Annotated in this window: 20 protein-coding genes; 15 read left to right on the forward strand and 5 right to left on the reverse strand. The window is 72.7% G+C overall.

Features of this window, described 5'->3' with window-relative positions; genetic code table 11:
• Positions 1-106 precede the first annotated feature (106 nt).
• Together ACFY00_RS07710 and ACFY00_RS07715 are read left to right on the forward strand one after the other, a co-directional pair.
• A complete protein-coding gene (locus tag ACFY00_RS07710) occupies positions 107-1,000 on the forward strand; it encodes a DUF4097 domain-containing protein (RefSeq protein ID WP_388028313.1) in 894 nt (297 codons plus the stop codon).
• Positions 1,000-1,995, forward strand: coding sequence for a helix-turn-helix transcriptional regulator (locus tag ACFY00_RS07715; protein WP_388028314.1), 996 nt, complete (start codon positions 1,000-1,002; stop codon positions 1,993-1,995). The genes ACFY00_RS07710 and ACFY00_RS07715 overlap by 1 nt, the downstream gene beginning before the upstream one ends.
• An 81-nt stretch (positions 1,996-2,076) precedes the next feature.
• Here ACFY00_RS07715 and ACFY00_RS07720 read toward each other — a convergent pair whose 3' ends face one another.
• Positions 2,077-3,039 carry a zinc-binding dehydrogenase gene (locus tag ACFY00_RS07720; protein WP_388028315.1) on the reverse strand — a complete coding sequence of 321 codons (963 nt, stop codon included), beginning with the start codon at positions 3,037-3,039 and terminating at the stop codon, positions 2,077-2,079.
• Between the two features lie 196 nt (positions 3,040-3,235).
• Positions 3,236-4,429 carry an NADP-dependent malic enzyme gene (locus ACFY00_RS07725; RefSeq protein ID WP_388028318.1) on the reverse strand — a complete coding sequence of 398 codons (1,194 nt, stop codon included), beginning with the start codon at positions 4,427-4,429 and terminating at the stop codon, positions 3,236-3,238.
• A gap of 563 nt (positions 4,430-4,992) precedes the next feature.
• Between ACFY00_RS07725 and ACFY00_RS07730 the strand changes: the two genes are divergently transcribed.
• The 5 genes from ACFY00_RS07730 (at position 4,993) to ACFY00_RS07750 (ending at position 9,723) form a co-directional block, all read left to right on the forward strand.
• Complete coding sequence (locus ACFY00_RS07730) at positions 4,993-5,946, forward strand: ABC transporter substrate-binding protein (protein WP_388028321.1); 954 nt, start codon at positions 4,993-4,995, stop codon at positions 5,944-5,946.
• Positions 5,947-6,214: 268 nt separating this feature from the next.
• Positions 6,215-7,159, forward strand: coding sequence for an ABC transporter substrate-binding protein (locus tag ACFY00_RS07735; RefSeq protein WP_388028323.1), 945 nt, complete (start codon positions 6,215-6,217; stop codon positions 7,157-7,159).
• Positions 7,160-7,194: 35 nt separating this feature from the next.
• The gene (locus ACFY00_RS07740; RefSeq protein ID WP_388028324.1) at positions 7,195-8,220 is read left to right on the forward strand and encodes an amino acid ABC transporter permease; all 1,026 of its coding nucleotides are present in this window, start codon (positions 7,195-7,197) and stop codon (positions 8,218-8,220) included.
• Between the two features lie 35 nt (positions 8,221-8,255).
• Entirely contained in the window at positions 8,256-9,008 is a 753-nt protein-coding gene (locus ACFY00_RS07745) for an amino acid ABC transporter ATP-binding protein (RefSeq protein ID WP_388028606.1), read from the forward strand.
• A 127-nt stretch (positions 9,009-9,135) separates the two neighbouring features.
• Positions 9,136-9,723 carry a CGNR zinc finger domain-containing protein gene (locus ACFY00_RS07750; protein ID WP_388028326.1) on the forward strand — a complete coding sequence of 196 codons (588 nt, stop codon included), beginning with the start codon at positions 9,136-9,138 and terminating at the stop codon, positions 9,721-9,723.
• A 7-nt stretch (positions 9,724-9,730) separates the two neighbouring features.
• On the opposite strand, the gene sodX is transcribed toward ACFY00_RS07750, so the two are convergent.
• Positions 9,731-10,105, reverse strand: coding sequence for a nickel-type superoxide dismutase maturation protease (gene sodX / locus ACFY00_RS07755; RefSeq protein WP_388028609.1), 375 nt, complete (start codon positions 10,103-10,105; stop codon positions 9,731-9,733).
• Positions 10,106-10,257: 152 nt separating this feature from the next.
• Between sodX and sodN the strand changes: the two genes are divergently transcribed.
• The 6 genes from sodN to ACFY00_RS07785 all read left to right on the forward strand — a co-directional run bounded on the left by sodN (position 10,258) and on the right by ACFY00_RS07785 (position 14,451).
• Positions 10,258-10,653, forward strand: a complete 396-nt coding sequence (gene sodN / locus ACFY00_RS07760; RefSeq protein WP_388028328.1) for a superoxide dismutase, Ni — start codon at positions 10,258-10,260, stop codon at positions 10,651-10,653.
• Between the two features lie 243 nt (positions 10,654-10,896).
• Entirely contained in the window at positions 10,897-11,244 is a 348-nt protein-coding gene (locus ACFY00_RS07765; RefSeq protein WP_388028331.1) for a GntR family transcriptional regulator, read from the forward strand.
• Complete coding sequence (locus ACFY00_RS07770; protein ID WP_388028333.1) at positions 11,241-12,221, forward strand: DUF1648 domain-containing protein; 981 nt, start codon at positions 11,241-11,243, stop codon at positions 12,219-12,221. The genes ACFY00_RS07765 and ACFY00_RS07770 overlap by 4 nt, the downstream gene beginning before the upstream one ends.
• Positions 12,222-12,346: 125 nt before the next feature.
• Entirely contained in the window at positions 12,347-12,826 is a 480-nt protein-coding gene (locus ACFY00_RS07775; RefSeq protein ID WP_388028336.1) for a GNAT family N-acetyltransferase, read from the forward strand.
• A gap of 166 nt (positions 12,827-12,992) precedes the next feature.
• On the forward strand, positions 12,993-13,406 hold the full coding sequence (locus ACFY00_RS07780) for an anti-sigma regulatory factor (RefSeq protein ID WP_388028339.1): 414 nt from the start codon (positions 12,993-12,995) through the stop codon (positions 13,404-13,406).
• Positions 13,407-13,443: 37 nt separating this feature from the next.
• Complete coding sequence (locus tag ACFY00_RS07785) at positions 13,444-14,451, forward strand: SigB/SigF/SigG family RNA polymerase sigma factor (RefSeq protein WP_388028341.1); 1,008 nt, start codon at positions 13,444-13,446, stop codon at positions 14,449-14,451.
• Positions 14,452-14,546: 95 nt separating this feature from the next.
• Here the strand turns inward: ACFY00_RS07785 and ACFY00_RS07790 are convergent, their stop codons facing one another.
• The gene (locus ACFY00_RS07790; protein WP_388028344.1) at positions 14,547-14,981 is read right to left on the reverse strand and encodes a hypothetical protein; all 435 of its coding nucleotides are present in this window, start codon (positions 14,979-14,981) and stop codon (positions 14,547-14,549) included.
• A 51-nt stretch (positions 14,982-15,032) separates the two neighbouring features.
• Here ACFY00_RS07790 and ACFY00_RS07795 point away from each other — a divergent pair, with 51 nt between their 5' ends.
• Entirely contained in the window at positions 15,033-16,004 is a 972-nt protein-coding gene (locus tag ACFY00_RS07795; RefSeq protein ID WP_388028346.1) for a diacylglycerol/lipid kinase family protein, read from the forward strand.
• Between the two features lie 342 nt (positions 16,005-16,346).
• The gene (locus ACFY00_RS07800) at positions 16,347-16,598 is read left to right on the forward strand and encodes a WhiB family transcriptional regulator (RefSeq protein ID WP_014138019.1); all 252 of its coding nucleotides are present in this window, start codon (positions 16,347-16,349) and stop codon (positions 16,596-16,598) included.
• 391 nt (positions 16,599-16,989) lie between these two features.
• Here the strand turns inward: ACFY00_RS07800 and ACFY00_RS07805 are convergent, their stop codons facing one another.
• Complete coding sequence (locus tag ACFY00_RS07805; RefSeq protein ID WP_388028348.1) at positions 16,990-18,510, reverse strand: sensor histidine kinase; 1,521 nt, start codon at positions 18,508-18,510, stop codon at positions 16,990-16,992.
• Positions 18,511-18,593: the final 83 nt, after the last annotated feature.

Raw genomic sequence — 18,593 nt, forward strand, 5'->3', positions numbered from 1 at the left:
GTGGGGGTCGGAGCTCCTTGACTTCCCGGCTACGCGATATATCGTGAAGAGCAGGAAGAACGCGATACATCGCGTATCGGAGGACAGGACGGACGGGGAGCCCGAAATGACCCAGTGGACGGTAGACAGCGCCCAGAACATCGCCTTCGACGGGGACGTGCACAGCCTGCACGTGCGCGTCGTCGACGGCACCGTGAACGTGGTCCCCACCGAGGGCCCCGCCCGGCTGGAGGTCGCCGGGCTGGAGGGCGAGCCGCTGCAGGTCTCGCTGGAGGACGGCGTGCTGACCGTCACCTACAAGGACCTCAGCTGGAGCGAGTTCGGCGATGCCGTGAAGTCCGTGCAGACGGTCAAGTCCTTCTTCTCCGGCCTGCGCCGCAAGCGCCGCGCCGACCTCACGGTGGCCGTCCCGGCCGCCGCCGTGATCCGGGTCGGCACCGTCTCCGCCGACGCCACGGTCTCCGGCATCGGCGGCGAGGTCGGCGTGCACGGCGCCAGCGGCGCCATCACGCTGGCCGGCCTGACCGGCCTGGTCAACGCCAACACCGTCTCGGGGGACGTCGACGCCGAGGGCCTGTCCGGCGAGCTGAAGGTCAACACGGTGTCCGGCGCGGTCACCCTGGTGGCCGGGTCCGCGACCAGGATCCGCGCCCACTCGGTCTCCGGCGCCGTCACGCTCGACCTGGACGCCGCCACCCCCACCGACATCGCGGTCAACACCGTCTCCGGCGCGGTCGGCGTCCGGCTGCCCGCCCTGGCCGACGCCAAGGTCGAGGCCGGCACCACCAGCGGTACGCTCTCCAGCGCCTTCGCCGAACTGAGCGTCGGCGGCGGCTGGGGCTCCAAGAAGCTCTCCGGCCAGCTCGGCACCGGCCGCGGCCGCCTCTCGGTGACCACCGTCACCGGCGCGGTCACCGTCCAGCGCCGCCCCGAAGCCGAGGAGGAGCGCCCGCCCAAGGAGCTGTCGGCGGCCCCGCTCGACCTGACCAAGGAGTCCTGATGACACCGGTGTTCGGCCACGGGCGACTGCGCCTCTACCTGCTGAAGCTGCTCGACGAGAGCCCCCGGCACGGCTACGAGGTGATCCGCCTGCTGGAGGAGCGCTTCCACGGCCTGTACGCGCCCTCCGCGGGCACCGTCTACCCCCGGCTCGCCAAGCTGGAGGCCGAGGGCCTGGTCAGCCACACCACCGAGGGCGGTCGCAAGGTCTACCGGCTCACCGAGCCCGGCCGGGCCGAACTCGCCTCCCGCTCGGCCGAGTTGACCGACCTGGAGGCCGAGATCCACGACTCGGTCGGCCAGCTCGCCGGAGCCATCCGGCAGGACGTCCGGGACAACGCCAAGGACCTGCGCGCCGAGCTCTGGAACCAGGCCGCCGCCGACCCCGGCACCACCACCTCCGGCGGGGCCCCCTGGCGCGACCAGGAGTCCTGGCAGCGGGCCAAGGAGGAGTTCGCCCGGCTCAAGGCCGAGACCAAGGAGCAGGCCCGCCGGGCCAAGGAGCAGGAGAAGGCCGCCCGGCAGCAGGCCAAGGCCGCCGAGGCCGAGGCCAAGCGGCTGCGCGAGCAGTCCAGGGCCGCCCGCACCGCCGCCCAGCAGGAGGCGCTGCGGCTCAAGCGCCGGGTCGAGGAGCAGGTCAAGGCGCACGCCGCGGGCGGCGACTGGTCGGCCGGGCTGGCCGAGGGCCTGGCCGAACTCACCCGCGGCCTGGGCTCGTTGGCGGACGCGGCCCGCTGGGGCGCGGCCGAGGAGCCGGCCGTCCGGATCGACCTCGACAAGGACGCGCCCGCCGCCGGGACCCCCGCGCCGTCCGAGCTGCCCGACTGGGCCCGCACCGACCCGGCCGGCGACCCGGCCCGCGAGCTGGAGCGCCTGCTCGACCGGTTCCGCGACCACGTCCGGGACACCGCCCGCGACCGCGGCGTCGACGCCGCCCGGCTGGCCCGGGCCCAGCAGGCGCTGGCCGCCGCCGCCCGCGCCCTGTACGAGCGCTGAGCGCGTCCGCCGAGACACGGAGCGCCCCCGAGGACGGGTCGGGGGCGCTCCGCCCTCTCCCCGGGGCCGACCGGGTCGGGGTCAGGGCGTGAGCACCAGCTTGCCGAACACGTCCCCGCGCTCCAGCCGGGCGAACGCCTCCCGGGCGTCGCTCAGCGGCAGCACCGAGTCGATCACCGGCCGCACCCCGGCGTTGGCGCACAGCGCCAGCAGTCCGGCCAGCTCCTCCTTGGAGCCCATGGTCGAGCCGACCACCTTGAGCTGCAGGAAGAAGATCCGGTTCAGCTCGGTGGACTTCGGGTTGGGCCCGCTGGTCGCCCCCGAGATCACGATCGTGCCGCCCGGGCGCAGCGACTTCACCGAGTGCGACCAGGTCGCGGCGCCGACGGTCTCCATCACCGCGTCCACCCGCTCCGGCAGCCGCGCCCCGCTCTCGAACGCGGCGTCCGCGCCGAGCTCGACCGCCCGGGCCCGCTTCGCCTCGTCCCGGCCGGTGACCCACACCCGCAGCCCGGCGGCCTTCGCCAGCACCACCAGCGCGGTCGACACCCCGCCCCCGGCGCCCTGCACCAGCACCGTGTCGCCGGGCCTGACCCCGGCGTTGGTGAACAGCATCCGGTACGCGGTCAGCCAGGCGGTGGGCAGGCAGGCGGCCTGCTCGAAGCTCAGCTCCTTCGGCTTGGGCAGCAGGTTCCAGGTCGGCACCGCGACGCGCTGGGCGAAGGTGCCCTGGTAGCGCTCGGTCAGGATGGACGGCGTCTCGCGCGGGCCCACCCCGTGGCCGCTCTGGCCGATCACCGAGTGGATCACCACCTCGTTGCCGTCCTCGTCCACGCCCGCCGCGTCGCAGCCGAGCACCATCGGCAGCCGCTCGGCGGGCAGGCCGACCCCGCGCAGCGACCACAGGTCGTGGTGGTTGAGCGTGGCGGCCCTGACCGTGACCACGCTCCAGCCGGGCCGGGCCTCCGGCTCGGGCACCTCGCCCAACTCCAGGGCGCTCAGGGGGTCGTCGGGGCTGATGCGGGCGGCGTAGGCAGCGAACATGCCCGGACCCTAACCGGGCGGCCCCCCGCGCGTTAACCACGACTCACTGTGAACGTCCCCATATTGCTTTTCCCGCACCGCCGTTGCGCATCCCCGCGCCCCGCCGCCCCCGCGCCCCCCGCGCAGACGGCGGGGTCCGCCCCGGACGGTGTCCCGTCCCCGGGCGGACCCCACGGCATCGCGCTCGCGGATCGGATCAGATCCGGGCGAGCCCCTCCGCCCGGGCGGCCTCCGCGACCGCGCGGGTCACCGCCGGGGCGACCCGCTCGTCGAACGGCGAGGGGATGACCTTCTGCGGGGTCAGCTCGTCGGCGACGACGCCCGCCAGGGCCTTCGCCGCGGCGAGCTTCATGCCCTCGGAGATCCGGCTGGCCCGGACGGAGAGCGCACCGGCGAAGATGCCGGGGAAGGCCAGCACGTTGTTGATCTGGTTCGGGAAGTCCGAGCGCCCGGTGGCGACGACCGCCGCGTACCGGTGGGCGACCTCGGGGTGGATCTCCGGGGTGGGGTTGGCCATCGCGAAGACGAAGCAGCCGGGCGCCATGGTGGCGACGGCCTCCTCCGGGACGGTGCCGCCGGAGACGCCGATGAACACGTCCGCGCCGTTCAGCGCGTCGGCCAGGCTGCCCTTGAGGCCGCTGCGGTTGGTGAGCGCCGCGATCTCCGCCTTGACGTCGGTGAGGTCCTCGCGGCCCTGGTGGACCACGCCGCGGCGGTCGCAGAGCGCGACGTCGCCGATGCCCGCGGCCAGCAGCATCTTGGCGATCGCGACGCCGGCCGCACCGGCGCCGGAGATGACGGCGCGCAGGTCGCCGACCTGACGGCCGGTCACCTCGGCGGCGTTCCACAGCGCGGCGGTGGTGACGATCGCGGTGCCGTGCTGGTCGTCGTGGAAGACCGGGATGTCGAGCCGCTCCTGGAGCCGCTTCTCGATCTCGAAGCAGCGCGGGGCGGAGATGTCCTCCAGGTTGACGCCGCCGAAGGACGGGGCCAGCCGGACCACGGTCTCGACGATCTCGTCGACCCCGGTGCAGTCCAGCGCGATCGGCACCGCGTCGACGCCGCCGAACTGCTTGAACAGGATGGCCTTGCCCTCCATCACGGGCAGCGAGGCCTTGGGGCCGATGTCGCCGAGGCCGAGCACCGCCGTGCCGTCGGTGACGACGGCGACGGTGTTGGCCTTCCAGGTGTAGTCGTCCACCAGCGCGGGCTGTTCGGCGATGGCGGTGCAGACCCGGGCCACGCCCGGGGTGTAGGCGAGCGACAGGTCGTCCGCGTCGCGGACCGGGACGGTCGCCCGGATCTCCATCTTGCCGCCGCGGTGGAGCGCGAAGACGGCGTCCACCGGATCGTCGGTGCTCTGGGTGTCGGTGATGATCTCCGCTGCCACAATGACCTCTTCGTCATATATCAGCGAAGGCGCACGTCCGACGGACTTTCGACCCGGTCGCGCGCCAATGCGCGAGTACGGGCGCGCCGCCTTCGGCGCACCCGTCTCCGGGTCGGGGCGCAGCCGTCGGGCGACGCCCTCGGGGTGAGGGTTTCAGGTGTTCTGCGTTGTTCGTCCGGACGTCGGCACCGCACCTGTGCCGGGTCCTTCTTGTTCCGCGTGGCCCCCGAAGCGAGGGGTCCGCGGGCACTCGCAGGCGTGAACGCAGACACGGAGGGGAGCTGGCGCTTCGGATACGGAGCCGGTGACGGCTTCCGTTCCTGCGGCACCCCGGCCCTGTGGCGAACCGGCGGTCTGAGTTCTGCGTCGGGGGTCACCCGATACCAGATTCTGACACACCCGCTACCCGGCTGAGCAGGCCGGGATGGCAGTATCCGGTGTTCGACCACCGTTGTCCGGACGTTCCCCCGCCCGTCGGGACGCGTCCTGCCCCGTCGCACCGGCCGCGCACACCAGCGCGCAGCGGCGGGGGCCCGCCCCCCTCTCCCACAGGAGGACCCCAGATGTCGACGGCCACTCCCCCCGCCAGACCCTCGGCGACGCCCCGCACCGCCGCCCTCGCCGCCGCCGCGCTGACCGGCTCGCTGCTGCTGTCCGGCTGCGGCACCGCCGCCCCGTCGGGCCGCAGCAGCGACGCCGGGGCCACCGCGGCCGACCTGCACGCCCAACTCCCGGACCGCATCCGGTCGTCGGGGGTGCTGCGGATCGGCTCCGACCTGACGTACGCGCCGATCGGCTTCAAGGCGGACGGCGGCAAGCCGGACGGCCTGGACGTGGACCTGGCCAACGCCCTGGGCGCCGTGCTGGGCGTGCGGGTGCAGTTCAGCGACGTGCCGTTCGACCGGCTGCGGCTGGGGTTGCAGGCCAACGAGTACGACCTGGTGATGTCGGGGATGACCGACAACCCGCAGCGCCGGGACGGCACCGACGAGCAGGCCCGGAAGGTCAACGACGGCCTGGACTTCGTCGACTACTTCGTCACCGGCACCTCGATCGTGGCGGCGAAGGGCAACCCGCAGCGGATCACCGGCCTCAACGACCTGTGCGGGCGGACGGCCGCGGTGCAGCGGGAGACCGTGCAGGCGGTGCTGCTGGAGCGGCAGGCCGAGGCGTGCCAGAAGACCGGCCGGAAGCTGACGGTGACCGAGACCGAGACCGACGACCAGGCGCTGGCCCTGGTCGCGCAGGGCCGGGCCGCGGTGGACCTGAACGACGCGCCGGTGGCGGCGCACGCGGTGCAGCACGGGCGGGGCGGCGGGCAGTTCCAGGTGGTCGGCGAGCAGTTGCAGGTGGCGCCGTACGGGATCGCCTTCGAGAAGGAGGACACCGCGCTGCGGGACGCGGTGGCGAAGGCGCTGGACCGGCTGATCCGCAACGGGCAGTACGACGAGGTCCTGGCGAAGTGGGGGCTGAGCGGCGGCGCGGTGCAGAGCGCGGTGGTGAACGGCAGTTTCTAGGCCCCGGTCCGGCAGGCGGTCACCCGGTGCATGGTTATGCACCGGGTGACATGATCGGGGAAAATGCTCCGGATAACGGACGGTAGCCAGTCCTGTTATCCGATTTTGATCTGCCACGGGGATGATTTGGCCACCCAGAGTGGCAGGATTCCCCCCACATCGGATCCACCTGTCACCTCGGCGGAGGGTGGCGAACGACGACCCCGCTGTACCGCGCCACCCCACCCGGCAGCGCGATCACCGTCCGACTCCAGGAGGAGAGACCCCCATGCCCGCTGCCCGTTCCCCGCGCCTGCGGCCGATCGCCGCGACCGCGGCCCTCGCGGCCGGTTCGCTGCTCCTCACCGCCTGCGGCAGTTCCAGCACCGGCACCACCACCACCTCGGGCGCCGCCCCGATCCCCACCCAGGCCATCCCGGCCGTCCAGGCCGACCCGGCGCTGGCCGCCCTCGTCCCGGCCGAGCTCAAGTCCGGCGGCAAGCTGGTCGTCGGCTCCGACACCTCGTACGCGCCCAACGAGTTCAAGGACGAGAAGGGCAAGATCGTCGGCATGGACGTCGACCTGGGCGTGGCCATCGCCCAGAAGCTCGGCCTGACCGCCGACTTCCAGAGCGCCGGCTTCACCGACATCATCCCCGGCATCCAGTCGAACAAGTACCAGCTCGGCATGAGCTCCTTCACCGACACCAAGGACCGCGAGGCGCAGGTCGACATGGTCACCTACTTCTCGGCCGGCACCTCCGCCGCCGTGAAGAAGGGCAACCCGGACAAGATCGTCCTGGACGACCTGTGCGGCAAGAAGGTCGCGGTCCAGGACGGCACCACCCAGGCCGACGAGATCAAGGACACCCGCAACCCGGACTGCGCCAAGGCCGGCAAGCCCGCCATCCCGAACGACGGCGACCGCTTCGCCCTGCAGACCGACGTCGCCCAGTCGCTCGTCTCCGGCCGCGACCAGGTCATGCTGGCCGACTCCCCGGTCGTCGACTACGCCCTCAAGCAGACCGGCGGCCAGCTGGAGAAGCTCGGCGAGACCTACGGCGCCGCCCCGTACGGCGTGATCCTGGCCAAGGACTCGCCGCTCAGCAAGGCCGTCCAGGGCGCGATCCAGTCGCTGATGGCGGACGGCACCTACAAGACCATCCTCGACAAGTGGGGCGTCTCCGCGGGGGCGGTCAACACCTCCGAGATCAACCCCGCCGGCAAGGGCTGACCCTCCGCCGCTCGATCCCCCGACGAGGTAATCACGTGGAAAAGACCGACCAGGGGTCGGCGCAGCAGGGGCGGCCCGAGACCATCAGGGCCGTTCCCGTCCGCCACCCCGGCCGCTGGGTCTCCGTCGCTGTCGTCGCCGTGCTCGCCGCGATGCTGCTGCACGTCCTGCTCACCAACCCCGCGCTGGACTGGGACTTCGTCGGCGCCACGCTGCGCGACCCCACCGTGGTGCACGGCATCTGGGTCACTCTGGAGCTGACCGCGCTGTCCATGCTGATGGGCGTGGTCGGCGGCGTGCTGCTGGCCGTGATGCGGCTGTCGAAGAACCCCGTGCTCTCCGGCACCGCCTGGGTCTACATCTGGGTCTTCCGCGGCACCCCGGTGCTGGTGCAGCTGGTGCTCTGGAACAACATCGGCTTCCTGTGGAAGGAGATCTCGCTCGGCATCCCGTTCGGGCCGTCCTTCTGGTCCCAGGAGTCCAACACCCTGGTGCCGGTGTTCACCGCCGCCCTGCTCGGCCTCGGCCTCAACGAGGCCGCCTACATGGCGGAGATCGTCCGGGCCGGCATCCAGTCGGTGGACGAGGGCCAGTCCGAGGCCGCGCACGCGCTCGGCATGAGCCGGGCCACCGTGCTGCGCCGGATCGTGCTGCCGCAGGCGATGCGGGTGATCATCCCGCCGACCGGCAACGAGACCATCTCGATGCTGAAGACCACCTCGCTGGTGCAGGTGATCTCGCTGGTGGAGCTGTTCACCGCCGGTCACGACATCTCCACCCGCACCTACAAGCCGATCGCGGCGATGATCGCGATCTCGATCTACTACCTGCTGCTGACCTCGATCCTGACGGTCGGCCAGTACTACCTGGAGCGGTACTACGCCCGCGGCGCCAACCGGACGCTGCCGCCCACCCCGCTGCAGCGGGTGCGCGCCCTCTTCGCCGGCCGCGCCCCGGCGAAGGCGGCGGCGCCCGCGAGCCCGGCGGCGCCCTCGGCGCCCGGCGACACCCCGCCCGGCGACACGCCGCCCGGCGCTCCGGACGGAGGGAAGGACGCATGACCGACCTGTCCAAGCCGCAGGCCCCTGACCGTCCGATGGTCCGGGCCGAGGGCGTGCACAAGTCCTACGGCCAGGTCGAGGTGCTCAAGGGCATCGACCTGGAGGTGCGGCAGAGCGAGGTGTTCTGCCTGGTCGGCCCGTCCGGCTCCGGCAAGTCCACCTTCCTGCGCTGCATCAACCACCTGGAGAAGATCAACGCCGGACGGCTGTACGTCGACGGCGAACTGGTCGGCTACCGGCAGAAGGGCGACCGGCTCCACGAGCTCAAGGACCGCGAGGTCGCGCTCAAGCGCCGGGACATCGGCATGGTCTTCCAGCGCTTCAACCTCTTCCCGCACATGACCGCGCTGGAGAACGTCACCGAGGCGCCGGTGCAGGTCAAGAAGGAGAGCCGGGCCGCCGCCAAGGAGCGCGCGATGGCCCTGCTGGAGCGGGTCGGACTGGCCGACAAGGCCGGCAACTACCCGTCCCAGCTCTCCGGCGGCCAGCAGCAGCGGGTGGCCATCGCCCGGGCGCTGGCCATGCAGCCCAAGCTGATGCTGTTCGACGAGCCCACCTCGGCGCTCGACCCCGAACTGGTCGGCGACGTGCTGGACGTGATGCGCGGCCTCGCCGAGGACGGCATGACGATGATCGTGGTCACCCACGAGATGGGCTTCGCCCGCGAGGTCGGCGACGCGCTGGTGTTCATGGACGGCGGCGTGGTGGTCGAGTCCGGCCACCCGCGCGAGGTGCTCGGCAACCCGCAGCACGAGCGCACCCGCGCGTTCCTCTCCAAGGTGCTCTGACCCGCACACCCGTACGCCCCCGGTGCCCGCCCTGCGCCCCCGCGCACGGCGGGCACCGGCACGTCCGCCCGCACCTGTAATACCCTGGAGTCAATCAGCCCGTTACATCCCGTCCGGAAGGACCCCCGTGGAGCTCGCCTCGTACGCCGACTTCGCCGTCCGGCTGGTCAACAGCGAGGAACCCGGCCGCGGCACCGACGACCTCACCTCGGTGGACGCCGTCCGGTCCCTGTTCGGCGAACCCTCCCGGGCCGCCGCGCTCGCCGACGAGGCCGACCTGCCCCGGCTGCGCGCCGTCCGCACCCGGCTGCGCGGGGTGTTCGAGGCCGCCGCCGGGGGCGAGGACGTCCGGGCCGTCGACCTGCTCAACAGCCTGATGGTGGAGTACCCCGTCAGCCCGCTGGTCTCCGGCCACGACGACCTGGACGACACCGGCCGCCCCAACTGGCACCTCCACCTCGCCGACAACGCCCCCACCGCGGCCGCCAACTACGCCGCCGTCGCCTGCATGGGCCTGGCCATCCACCTCACCGGCCTCGGCGTCGACCGGCTCGGCATCTGCCAGGCCGCCCCCTGCCGCAACGCCTACCTCGACACCTCCACCAACCGCTCCCGCCGCTACTGCTCCGACCGCTGCGCGACCCGCGCCAACGTCGCCGCCTACCGGGCCCGCAAGCGCCAGGAGGCCCAGCGCACCCTGGCCGCCCAGGGCTGACGACCCGTCACGGTTCCTCGTCGAACGGCACGCTGACGCCCAGCCGCTCGGCCAGCCGCGGCCCGCGCCCGCGCCGCACCCGCTCGCGCAGCGCCCGCTCCACCCGCCGCCCCGGCGCCAGCCAGGCCGGGCGGGGCGCCAGCCGCAGCAGCACCCGGCCCAGCACCAACTCGTCCGGCACCGCGCCGTACTCGCGGCTGTCGGTGCGCACCAGCGGGTTGTCGGAGAGCATCCACCACCCGCCCGGCCGCCGCCCCACCGCCCGCTTCACCACCAACAGGTCCTGCTGCAGCGGGTGCCGGAACAGCGCGATCGCCCCCGGCCGCAGCGGCGCCCCGTAGCGCACCAGCACCCGGTCGCCGTCGGAGAGCAGCCGCCGCATCGACGGCCCGGCGACGTCGGCCACGCCGAGAGGTGTCCCATATCGCACGATTCGAACTCCTTCTTTTGCCCTAGGCCACCGGGCCGACGGCGATTTCGGCCTGCCGTGAGGGTAATCTCGGGCCCGGGAAGACGATCTAAGGAAGGACCCCCATGTTCTCTCGTCTGTTTGCTCCGCGAGTCACCGTCCACGCCCACTGCGACCTGCCCTGCGGCGTGTACGACCCGGCCCAGGCCCGCATCGAGGCCGAGTCCGTGAAGGCCACTCAGGAGAAGTACCAGGCCAACGAGGACCCCGAGTTCCGGGCTCGCGCCATCGTCATCAAGGAGGAGCGCGCCGAGCTGGTCAAGCACCACCTCTCCGTGCTGCACACCGACTACTTCAAGGCCCCGCACTTCGAGGCCTACCCGGGTCTGCACGACCTGTTCAACCGCGCCGGCAAGGCCGCCTCGGCCGCCAAGGCGTCCACCGACCCGGCGACCGGCCAGGCCCTGCTGGACCTGATCGCCGAGATCGACGCGATCTTCTGGGAGACCAAGAAGGCCTGACCCTCCGTCGGACCGCGCCGGACACCCGGCTGCCACCACCCCGCCCGCGGGGCCCGGCAGCCGGGTGTCCGCGTTTTCCGGACCGAACGCCCCCGCCACCCCACCGCCCTGCGCCGCCTGCCGCCACCCCGCTTCCCCGTCGTCCCGCCCCGCGCCCGCCCGCCCGGGCTCCCTCTCCGCCCGCCACCGCCCGCACTACCCACTTCCCCCCATGGAATCAATGGTGCTAGTTTCATTAGCACCATGTTGCTGAGACTGGACACCAGGGACACCCGGCCCCTGCACGAGCAGGTCGCCGCCGCCGTCCGCCGCGCCGTCGCCGAGGGCGAGTGCCGCCCCGGCGACCGGCTGCCCTCCGCGCGGGACCTCGCCGAGGCGCTCGACGTGAACGTCAACACCGTGCTGCGCGGTCTGCGCGACCTGCGCGACGCCGGGGTGCTGGAGTTCCGCCGGGGCCGGGGCGTGACCGTCGCGGCCGGGGCCGACCGGCGTTCCGGACTGCTGGAGCAGGCCCGCGCCCTGGTCGCGGAGGCCGCCCGGAGCGGCTACAGCAGGGACGAACTCATCGAGCTGATCAAGGGGATGCCGTGACCGGGCAGGAGCGCACGAAGCGGGGCGGCCTGCGGTGGCCGACGCTCTGGGTGGCGGGCACGGCGGCGCTGACCGCCGCGCTGCCGCTGACCGTCGCCGACCGGCTGCCCGACCGGCTGGCCACCCACTGGCGCGGCAGCACCGCGAACGGGTCGATGCCGCTGTGGGCGGCCTGCCTGGTGCCCGCGCTGATCTGGGCGGTGCTGGGTGCGGCGGGCCTGCTGGTCCTGCGCCGGGGCGACGCGCTGCTGCGGGTCTGGAACCTGGCCGCCCTGCTGGCGGGCGGCGTGCTGTTCCTCGGGCTGCAGGCCGCCGCGGTCCGGGCCAACCTCGACCGCACCGACTGGCACGGGGCCGCACTCCCGGTCGGCTGGTTCCTCGGCGCCCTCGCGGCCGCGCTGCTGACCGGCGCGGCGGTGCGGCTGCTGGGCGGGCGCGGCCTGTCCGCGGCCGCTCCCCCGGCGCCCGCGGGCCCGGTGCTGGAACTGGCCGAGGGCGAGCGCCTGGTGTGGTTCTCCCGGGCCGCGAACCGCCCGCTGCAGGTGGTCGCGGCGGTCAGCGGCCCGGCGGCCGCGGTGGTGCTGCTGGGCGCCGCGACGGGCCTGTTCGGGGCCGGGTGGGGGTGGCCGCTGTTCGCGGTGCTGGCGGTGGTCGGCCTGTCCGCCGCGTGCTGCTCCTCGGTGCGGGTCCGGGTCTCCGAGGCCGGTCTGGAGGTGGCGCTGGGCCCGTTCGGCCTGCCGACCCGCCGCTGGGCGCTGTCCGCGCTCGACTCGGCCCGGGTCGAGCGGCGGCTGCCCTCCCAGGTCGGCGGCTGGGGCTACCGGTTGAGCGGGCTGGGCACCACGGTGATGCTGCGCTCCGGCGAGTGCCTGGTGGTGCGGGTGTCGGCCACCGGCCACGACTTCGCCGTCAGCGTCGACGACGCCGAGCGCGGCGCCGCCCTGCTGAACGCGCTGCGCGCCCGGCAGTCCGCCTGACCCCGCGCCCGCCCCGCGCCCGCGCCCGTGCCCGGGGCGCGCCGTCCGGAGTCCGTTTCCGGCCGCGGCGTCCCGGGCATAAAGGCCTTTCCGGATGAAGGGGTGAGATGAGTACGCTCGACCGTATGATCCGCACCGCGACCCCCGCCGACGTCCCCTTCGTCCACGCCATGATCCGCGAACTCGCCGAGTACGAGCGGGCCCTGCCCGAGGCGAAGGCCACCGAGGAGCAACTGCACGACGCGCTGTTCGGCGAGCACCCCGCGGTGTTCGGCCTGATCGCCGAGGAGGAGTCCGGCGAGCGGGTCGGTTTCGCGCTCTGGTTCCGCAACTTCTCGACCTGGCGCGGCACGCACGGCATCTACCTGGAAGACCTCTACGTCCGCCCGGAGAAGCGCGGCGGCGGCCACGGCAAGGCGCTGCTGACCGAGCTGGCCCGGATCTGCGTGGAGCGCGGCTACCAGCGCCTGGAGTGGTCGGTGCTGGACTGGAACGAGCCGTCGATCGGCTTCTACAAGTCGCTCGGCGCGGTGCCGATGGACGAGTGGACGGTCTTCCGGCTGACCGACGGCGCGCTCACCGCGCTCGGCTCCGAGCCGCGTTGAACGCGCCCGTTCGAACCGTGGTCCCCCGTTCCCGTGACGGTGGCGCGAGATCACGACAGACCACCCCCGGGCGCGGTAACGTCTCGGGGCACAAGGCAGTTGAACCGAGCCAGTGGTGTTGGCAGCTCCCCGGCCGCAAGCACCGTGCGTCACCCAGGAGGTGAGGGTGTCCCAGATCGACGGCGAGCCCGGAGCGAAGGACTTCGTTGAGGTCCGGCTGCCCGCGGCGGGTGCCTATCTCTCGGTGCTGCGGACGGCGACGGCCGGTCTCGCGGCCCGGCTCGACTTCACCCTGGACGAGATCGAGGATCTCCGGATCGCGGTGGACGAGGCGTGCGCGATCCTGCTCCAACAGGCCGTGCCCGGCTCGATCCTGAGCTGCGTCTTCCAGTTGGTGGGCGATTCGCTGCGGGTCACGGTCTCCGCCCCGACCACCGACGGCCGGGCCCCGGAGCGGGACACCTTCGCCTGGACGGTGCTCTCCGCGCTGGCCGGTGAGGTCGACTCGACGGTGGGCCCGGACAACACGGTCTCCATCAGCCTGCACAAGAAGCGCGGCGGGTCGCCGGGCCAGCCGTAGGTAGTGACGTGTTCTCGGAACGGAACGGGTGATCGCCGTGAGTGATCTGGACCGCACAGTTGCCGTCGTACCGCCGCAGGCGAGCGTCGCCCGCCCCGCCACCCCTGACGAAGCCCCCCCGAAGGACTCCCACCGGATGAGCCAGCCGACCGACCCGAAGCCCGAGCTGCCCGAGGCGGCGCCCGGGCCCGAGACGGCGCCCGCGGTCGCGCCCGTGGCGGACGACGGTCCGGCAGCGGCCGCCGAGGTCGTCCGCTCGACCGTGCCGGCCCAGGGGCACCGCAGCGGCGCCCCGGACCGGGAGGCGGCCCGGGCGCTGTTCGTGCGGCTGTCCGAGCTGCCGGAGGGGTCGGCGGAGCGGGTGGAGATCCGCAACCAGCTGGTCCGGATGCACATCCCGCTGGTGGAGCACCTGGCCCGGCGCTTCCGCAACCGCGGCGAGCCGCTGGACGACCTGACCCAGGTCGCCACCATCGGCCTGATCAAGTCGGTGGACCGGTTCGACCACGAGCGCGGGGTGGAGTTCTCCACGTACGCGACGCCGACCATCGTCGGCGAGATCAAGCGGCACTTCCGCGACAAGGGCTGGGCGGTGCGGGTGCCGCGCCGCCTGCAGGAGCTGCGGCTGTCGCTGACCACGGCGACCAGCGAGCTGTCCCAGCGGCACGGCCGGTCGCCGACGGTGCACGAGCTGGCCGAGCACCTGGGCATCACGGAGGAGGACGTGCTGGAGGGCCTGGAGTCCGCCAACGCGTACTCCACCCTCTCGCTGGACGTGCCGGACAGCGACGACGAGTCGCCCGCGGTGGCGGACACCCTGGGCGCGACCGACGAGGCGCTGGAGGGCGTCGAGTACCGGGAGTCGCTGAAGCCGCTGCTGGCCCAGTTGCCGCCCCGGGAGCAGAAGATCCTGGTGCTGCGGTTCTTCCGGAACATGACCCAGTCGCAGATCGCGGCCGAGGTGGGCATCTCGCAGATGCACGTCTCCCGGCTGCTGGCCCGCACCCTGGCCCAGTTGCGCGAGAAGCTGCTGGTCGAGGAGTAGGGCCGCCCGCAGCGGCCCGTGGCACGCGCGCAGGGCCCGTCCCCACCCGGGGACGGGCCCTGCGCGCTGTCCGGACGTCCGGGCGTCCGCGGGGGCTACTGCGGCCCGTCGCCGGGCGTGCCGTACAGCACCGCGGTGACCCGGGGGTTGAGCAGGGTGCCGATGCCGACCAGCCCGAGCAGGCCGACCGCGACGCCGACGGCGGCCATCGCGCCGCCGGACTGCCACATGTAGTACGCGACGGGCAGGCAGATGGAGTTGGTGAGCACGGCGGGGCTGCGGCCCCAGCGCTGCCCGCGCAGCAGGGCGCGGCCGGCCAGCAGCGGCAGCAGGCCCATCAGCAGCAGGACGACGCCGCCGAGCTCGGCGCGGCCGAAGTCGGCGTCCGCGCCGGTGAAGCCGGAGACCAGGTTGTAGACGCCCCAGCCGGCCATCGCCGCGCCCTCCAGCGCGGTGAGCGCCGCGCCGACGAGCAGCGGAACGGGCCGGGCGGTGGCGGGAGCGGTGGCGGGGGCGGATTCAGCGGTCACCGGGCCAGGGTAACGGTCGGCCCGTCCCGGGCGGGTCGTAGGCTGATCACCATGCGCGCTCTCCTGGTCGTGAACCCGAAGGCGACCACCACCAGTGGCCGGACCCGGGACGTCCTGACCCATGCCCTGCGCAGCGACCTGAAGCTGGAGGTCGCGCAGACCCAGTACCGCGGCCACGCCCGCGACCTGGCCCAGCAGGTGGCCGAGGACGGCTCGGTGGACCTGGTGGTGGCGCTGGGCGGCGACGGCACGGTCAACGAGGTGGTGAACGGCCTGCTGGCGCACGGTCCGGGCGAGCGGGTGCCGCGGCTGGCGGTGGTGCCGGGCGGTTCGACCAACGTGTTCGCCCGGGCGCTGGGCCTGCCGAACGACCCGGTGGAGGCGACGGGCGCGCTGCTGGACGCGCTGGCGGACCGCCGGGAGCGGGCGATCGGCCTGGGCAAGGCGCTGACCGACGGGCTGCCGGACCGCTGGTTCACCTTCACCGCGGGCCTGGGCTTCGACGCGGGCGTGGTCGGCCGGGTGGAGCGCCAGCGCCGTGCGGGGCGCAAATCCACGCACGCGCTCTACGTCGTCGAGGCGCTCCGGCACTACGTCACCGAGCGTGAACACCGCCGTTCGGGGCCGATCTCCCTGGAGATCAACGGCCGGGACCCGGTGCCGGGCATGGTGATGGCCATAGTCTCCAACACCTCGCCATGGACCTTCCTGGGTTCCCGTCCGGTGTTCCCCTCCCCCGCCGCGTCCTTCGAAACCGATCTCGACATCTTCGGCATCACTCGAATGACCGCGTTCCGGACCGCTCGAACGGTCCGTCAGATTCTCCGCCCGCTGCCCGCCCCGGAGGGCGGTGCACGCCCCGCCGGGCCCTCCGGCAAGCACCTCGTCTCCTATCACGACGTTCGGCACTTCACCTTGGTTTCAGAGGAACCGGCCCCGTTTCAGGTCGACGGGGACCACCTTGGAGACAGGAGTCGCGTCAGTTTCACAGGCGTACGACGGGCACTGCGTGTGATTGTGTGACCAGAAGGGGGGCGTCGCCTTGCTCTCGAACGTTCGAGCCCCTTCACCCCATAGAAGTACTGCCTGTGAGGTAGGCGACACCGAAGAATCAAAAATTTCTTGCCGAAGGGGGTTGTATCCAGCTCCGAGGTTTGCGAACCTCTACATGGCGATCGGGACACACCGCAGCGGGACCCGCGGGAGAGCCCCTCGAATCGCCGAACCCCCCTCAGCACAGACCGCCCGGGCCCGATGGGCCTTAGGTCCCTTTTGCTGTTGCGGGATTCGTGAAAGCGTTCACATTCACAAGCCATTCGAGTGAGTCACGGGCCACCCGCCCGCGACCGGAGGAGTTGGACGACCATGGACTGGCGCCACCGCGCTGTCTGCCGCGAAGAGGACCCGGAGCTGTTCTTCCCGATCGGGAACACCGGCCCTGCTCTGCTGCAGATCGAGGAAGCCAAGGCCGTGTGCCGCCGTTGTCCCGTGATGGAGCAGTGCCTGCAGTGGGCGCTGGAGACCGGCCAGGACGCCGGCGTCTGGGGCGGCATGAGCGAGGACGAGCGTCGTGCGATGAAGCGCCGCGCTGCCCGCAACCGCGCCCGCACCGCCTGACACACCTGCTGACGCACCGTCGGCGAGCAGTACGGATCAACCCACGATCAAGGGTTCGGCCGCGATTGGCCGGCCGAGCCTTCCCGAACGGGCCCCGCTCGATCCGCGGGGCCGACGACGCGAGCCGTCCGGGCACTTGATACTGTTCACTTAGAGCAATATTGTTGCCCTGTGGCGCTCACCGTGTGCAACGCACGGAGGCGGGCGTCGCGCCACCACAGAAGCCCCCGTTCCGGCCGACTCCCCCCGACGGCCGGACCGGGTCGAGAGGCCCTGCCGACCCACCCCCCCCCGGTCGGCAGGGCCTCGTTTCTGTCTCCGGAGCCCCTGCCCCCGGCGTCCTGCCTGCCGGGCGGTCCGGCAGGCAGGACGCCCGGCAGGGCGCAGCCCGCTAGCGGACGGGGATCTCCAGCACCACCTTGGTGCCACCGTCGGGCGCGGCCACCATGTCGAAGGTGCCGCCGAGTTCGCCGGTGGCCAGGGTGCGGACGATCTGCAGGCCGAGGTTGCCGGCCTGCTGCGGGTCGAAGCCCTCGGGCATGCCGCGGCCGTCGTCCTGCACGGTGATCAGCAGGTACTCCTCGGGCTTGGCGCCGTTGTTCCAGGTGTCCGACCAGCCCTTGCCGCTCGACGGGGCGCGGCCGCGCAGCGCGCTGACCTCCAGGTTGCCGGAGGCGCTGGGGCCGAAGGCGTGCTCCAGGGCGTTCTGGGTGAGTTCGGTGAGGATCATCGCCAGCGGGGTGGCGACCTCGGCGGACAGGATGCCGAAGGAGCCGCTGCGGCGGGCCACCACCCGTCCGTCCTGGGAGAGTTCCATCACCATCGCCAGCACCCGGTCGGCGATCTCGTCGAAGGCCACCGACTCGTCCAGGGCCTGCGAGAGCGTCTCGTGCACGATGGCGATCGAGCCGACCCGGCGGACGGCCTCGTCCAGGGCGGCCCGGCCTGCCGGCGAGTCCATCCGGCGGGACTGCAGCCGCAGCAGGGCGGCGACGGTCTGCAGGTTGTTCTTCACCCGGTGGTGGATCTCCCGGATGGTGGCGTCCTTGGTCATCAACTCGCGGTCGCGGCGCCGCAGTTCGGTGACGTCCCGGCAGAGCACCAGGGAGCCGGTGGGGGTGCCCTTGGGCTTGAGCGGGATGGTCCGCAGGGTCACCACGCCGCCCTGCGCCTCGACCTCGGTCTGCCGGGGCGCCCAGCCGCTGGCCATCTTCACCAGCGCCTCGTGCACCGCGCCGCGGCTGGGCGGCACCAGTTCGGCGGTGGTGCGCCCGAGGTGACTGCCCACCAGGTCGGTGGTCAGCCCGAGCCGGTGGTAGGCGGAGAGCGCGTTGGGGCTGGCGTACGTCACCACGCCCTCCACGTCGAGCCGGATCAGGCCGTCGCCGACCCGCGGGGCGGCGTCCATGTCGGCCTGCTCGGCGCCCGGGAAGGGGAAGCTGCCGGCCGCGATCATCTGGGCCAGGTCGGAGGCGCTCTGCAGGTAGGTGAGCTCCAGCCGGCTGGGGGTGCGGACGGTCAGCAGGTTGGTGTTGCGGGCGATCACGCCGAGCACCTTGCCGTCCCGTCGCACCGGGATGGACTCCACCCGCACCGGCACCTCCTCCCGCCACTCCGGGTCGCCCTCGCGGACGATCCGCCCCTCGTCGTAGGCGGCGTCCAGCAGCGGGCGGCGACCGCGCGGCACCAGGTGGCCGACCATGTCGTCCTGGTACGAGGTGGGGCCGGTGTTGGGCCGCATCTGGGCCACCGAGACGTAGCGGATGCCGTCCCAGGTGGGGATCCACAGCACCAGGTCGGCGAAGGACAGGTCGGAGAGCAGCTGCCACTCCGAGACCAGGAGGTGCAGCCACTCCACGTCGGCACCGGTGAGGGTGGTGTGGCGGCGGACGAGTTCGTTCAGCGAGGGCACACGGTGAGCGTATCGCCGTCCACCTGCCCGTACGTTGTCCAGACCAATTGCGGACCGCCTCTGGACAACCCAGATTGGTCTAG

Source organism: Kitasatospora sp. NPDC001540 (genome assembly GCF_042894345.1).
GTDB lineage: Bacteria > Actinomycetota > Actinomycetes > Streptomycetales > Streptomycetaceae > Kitasatospora > Kitasatospora phosalacinea_C.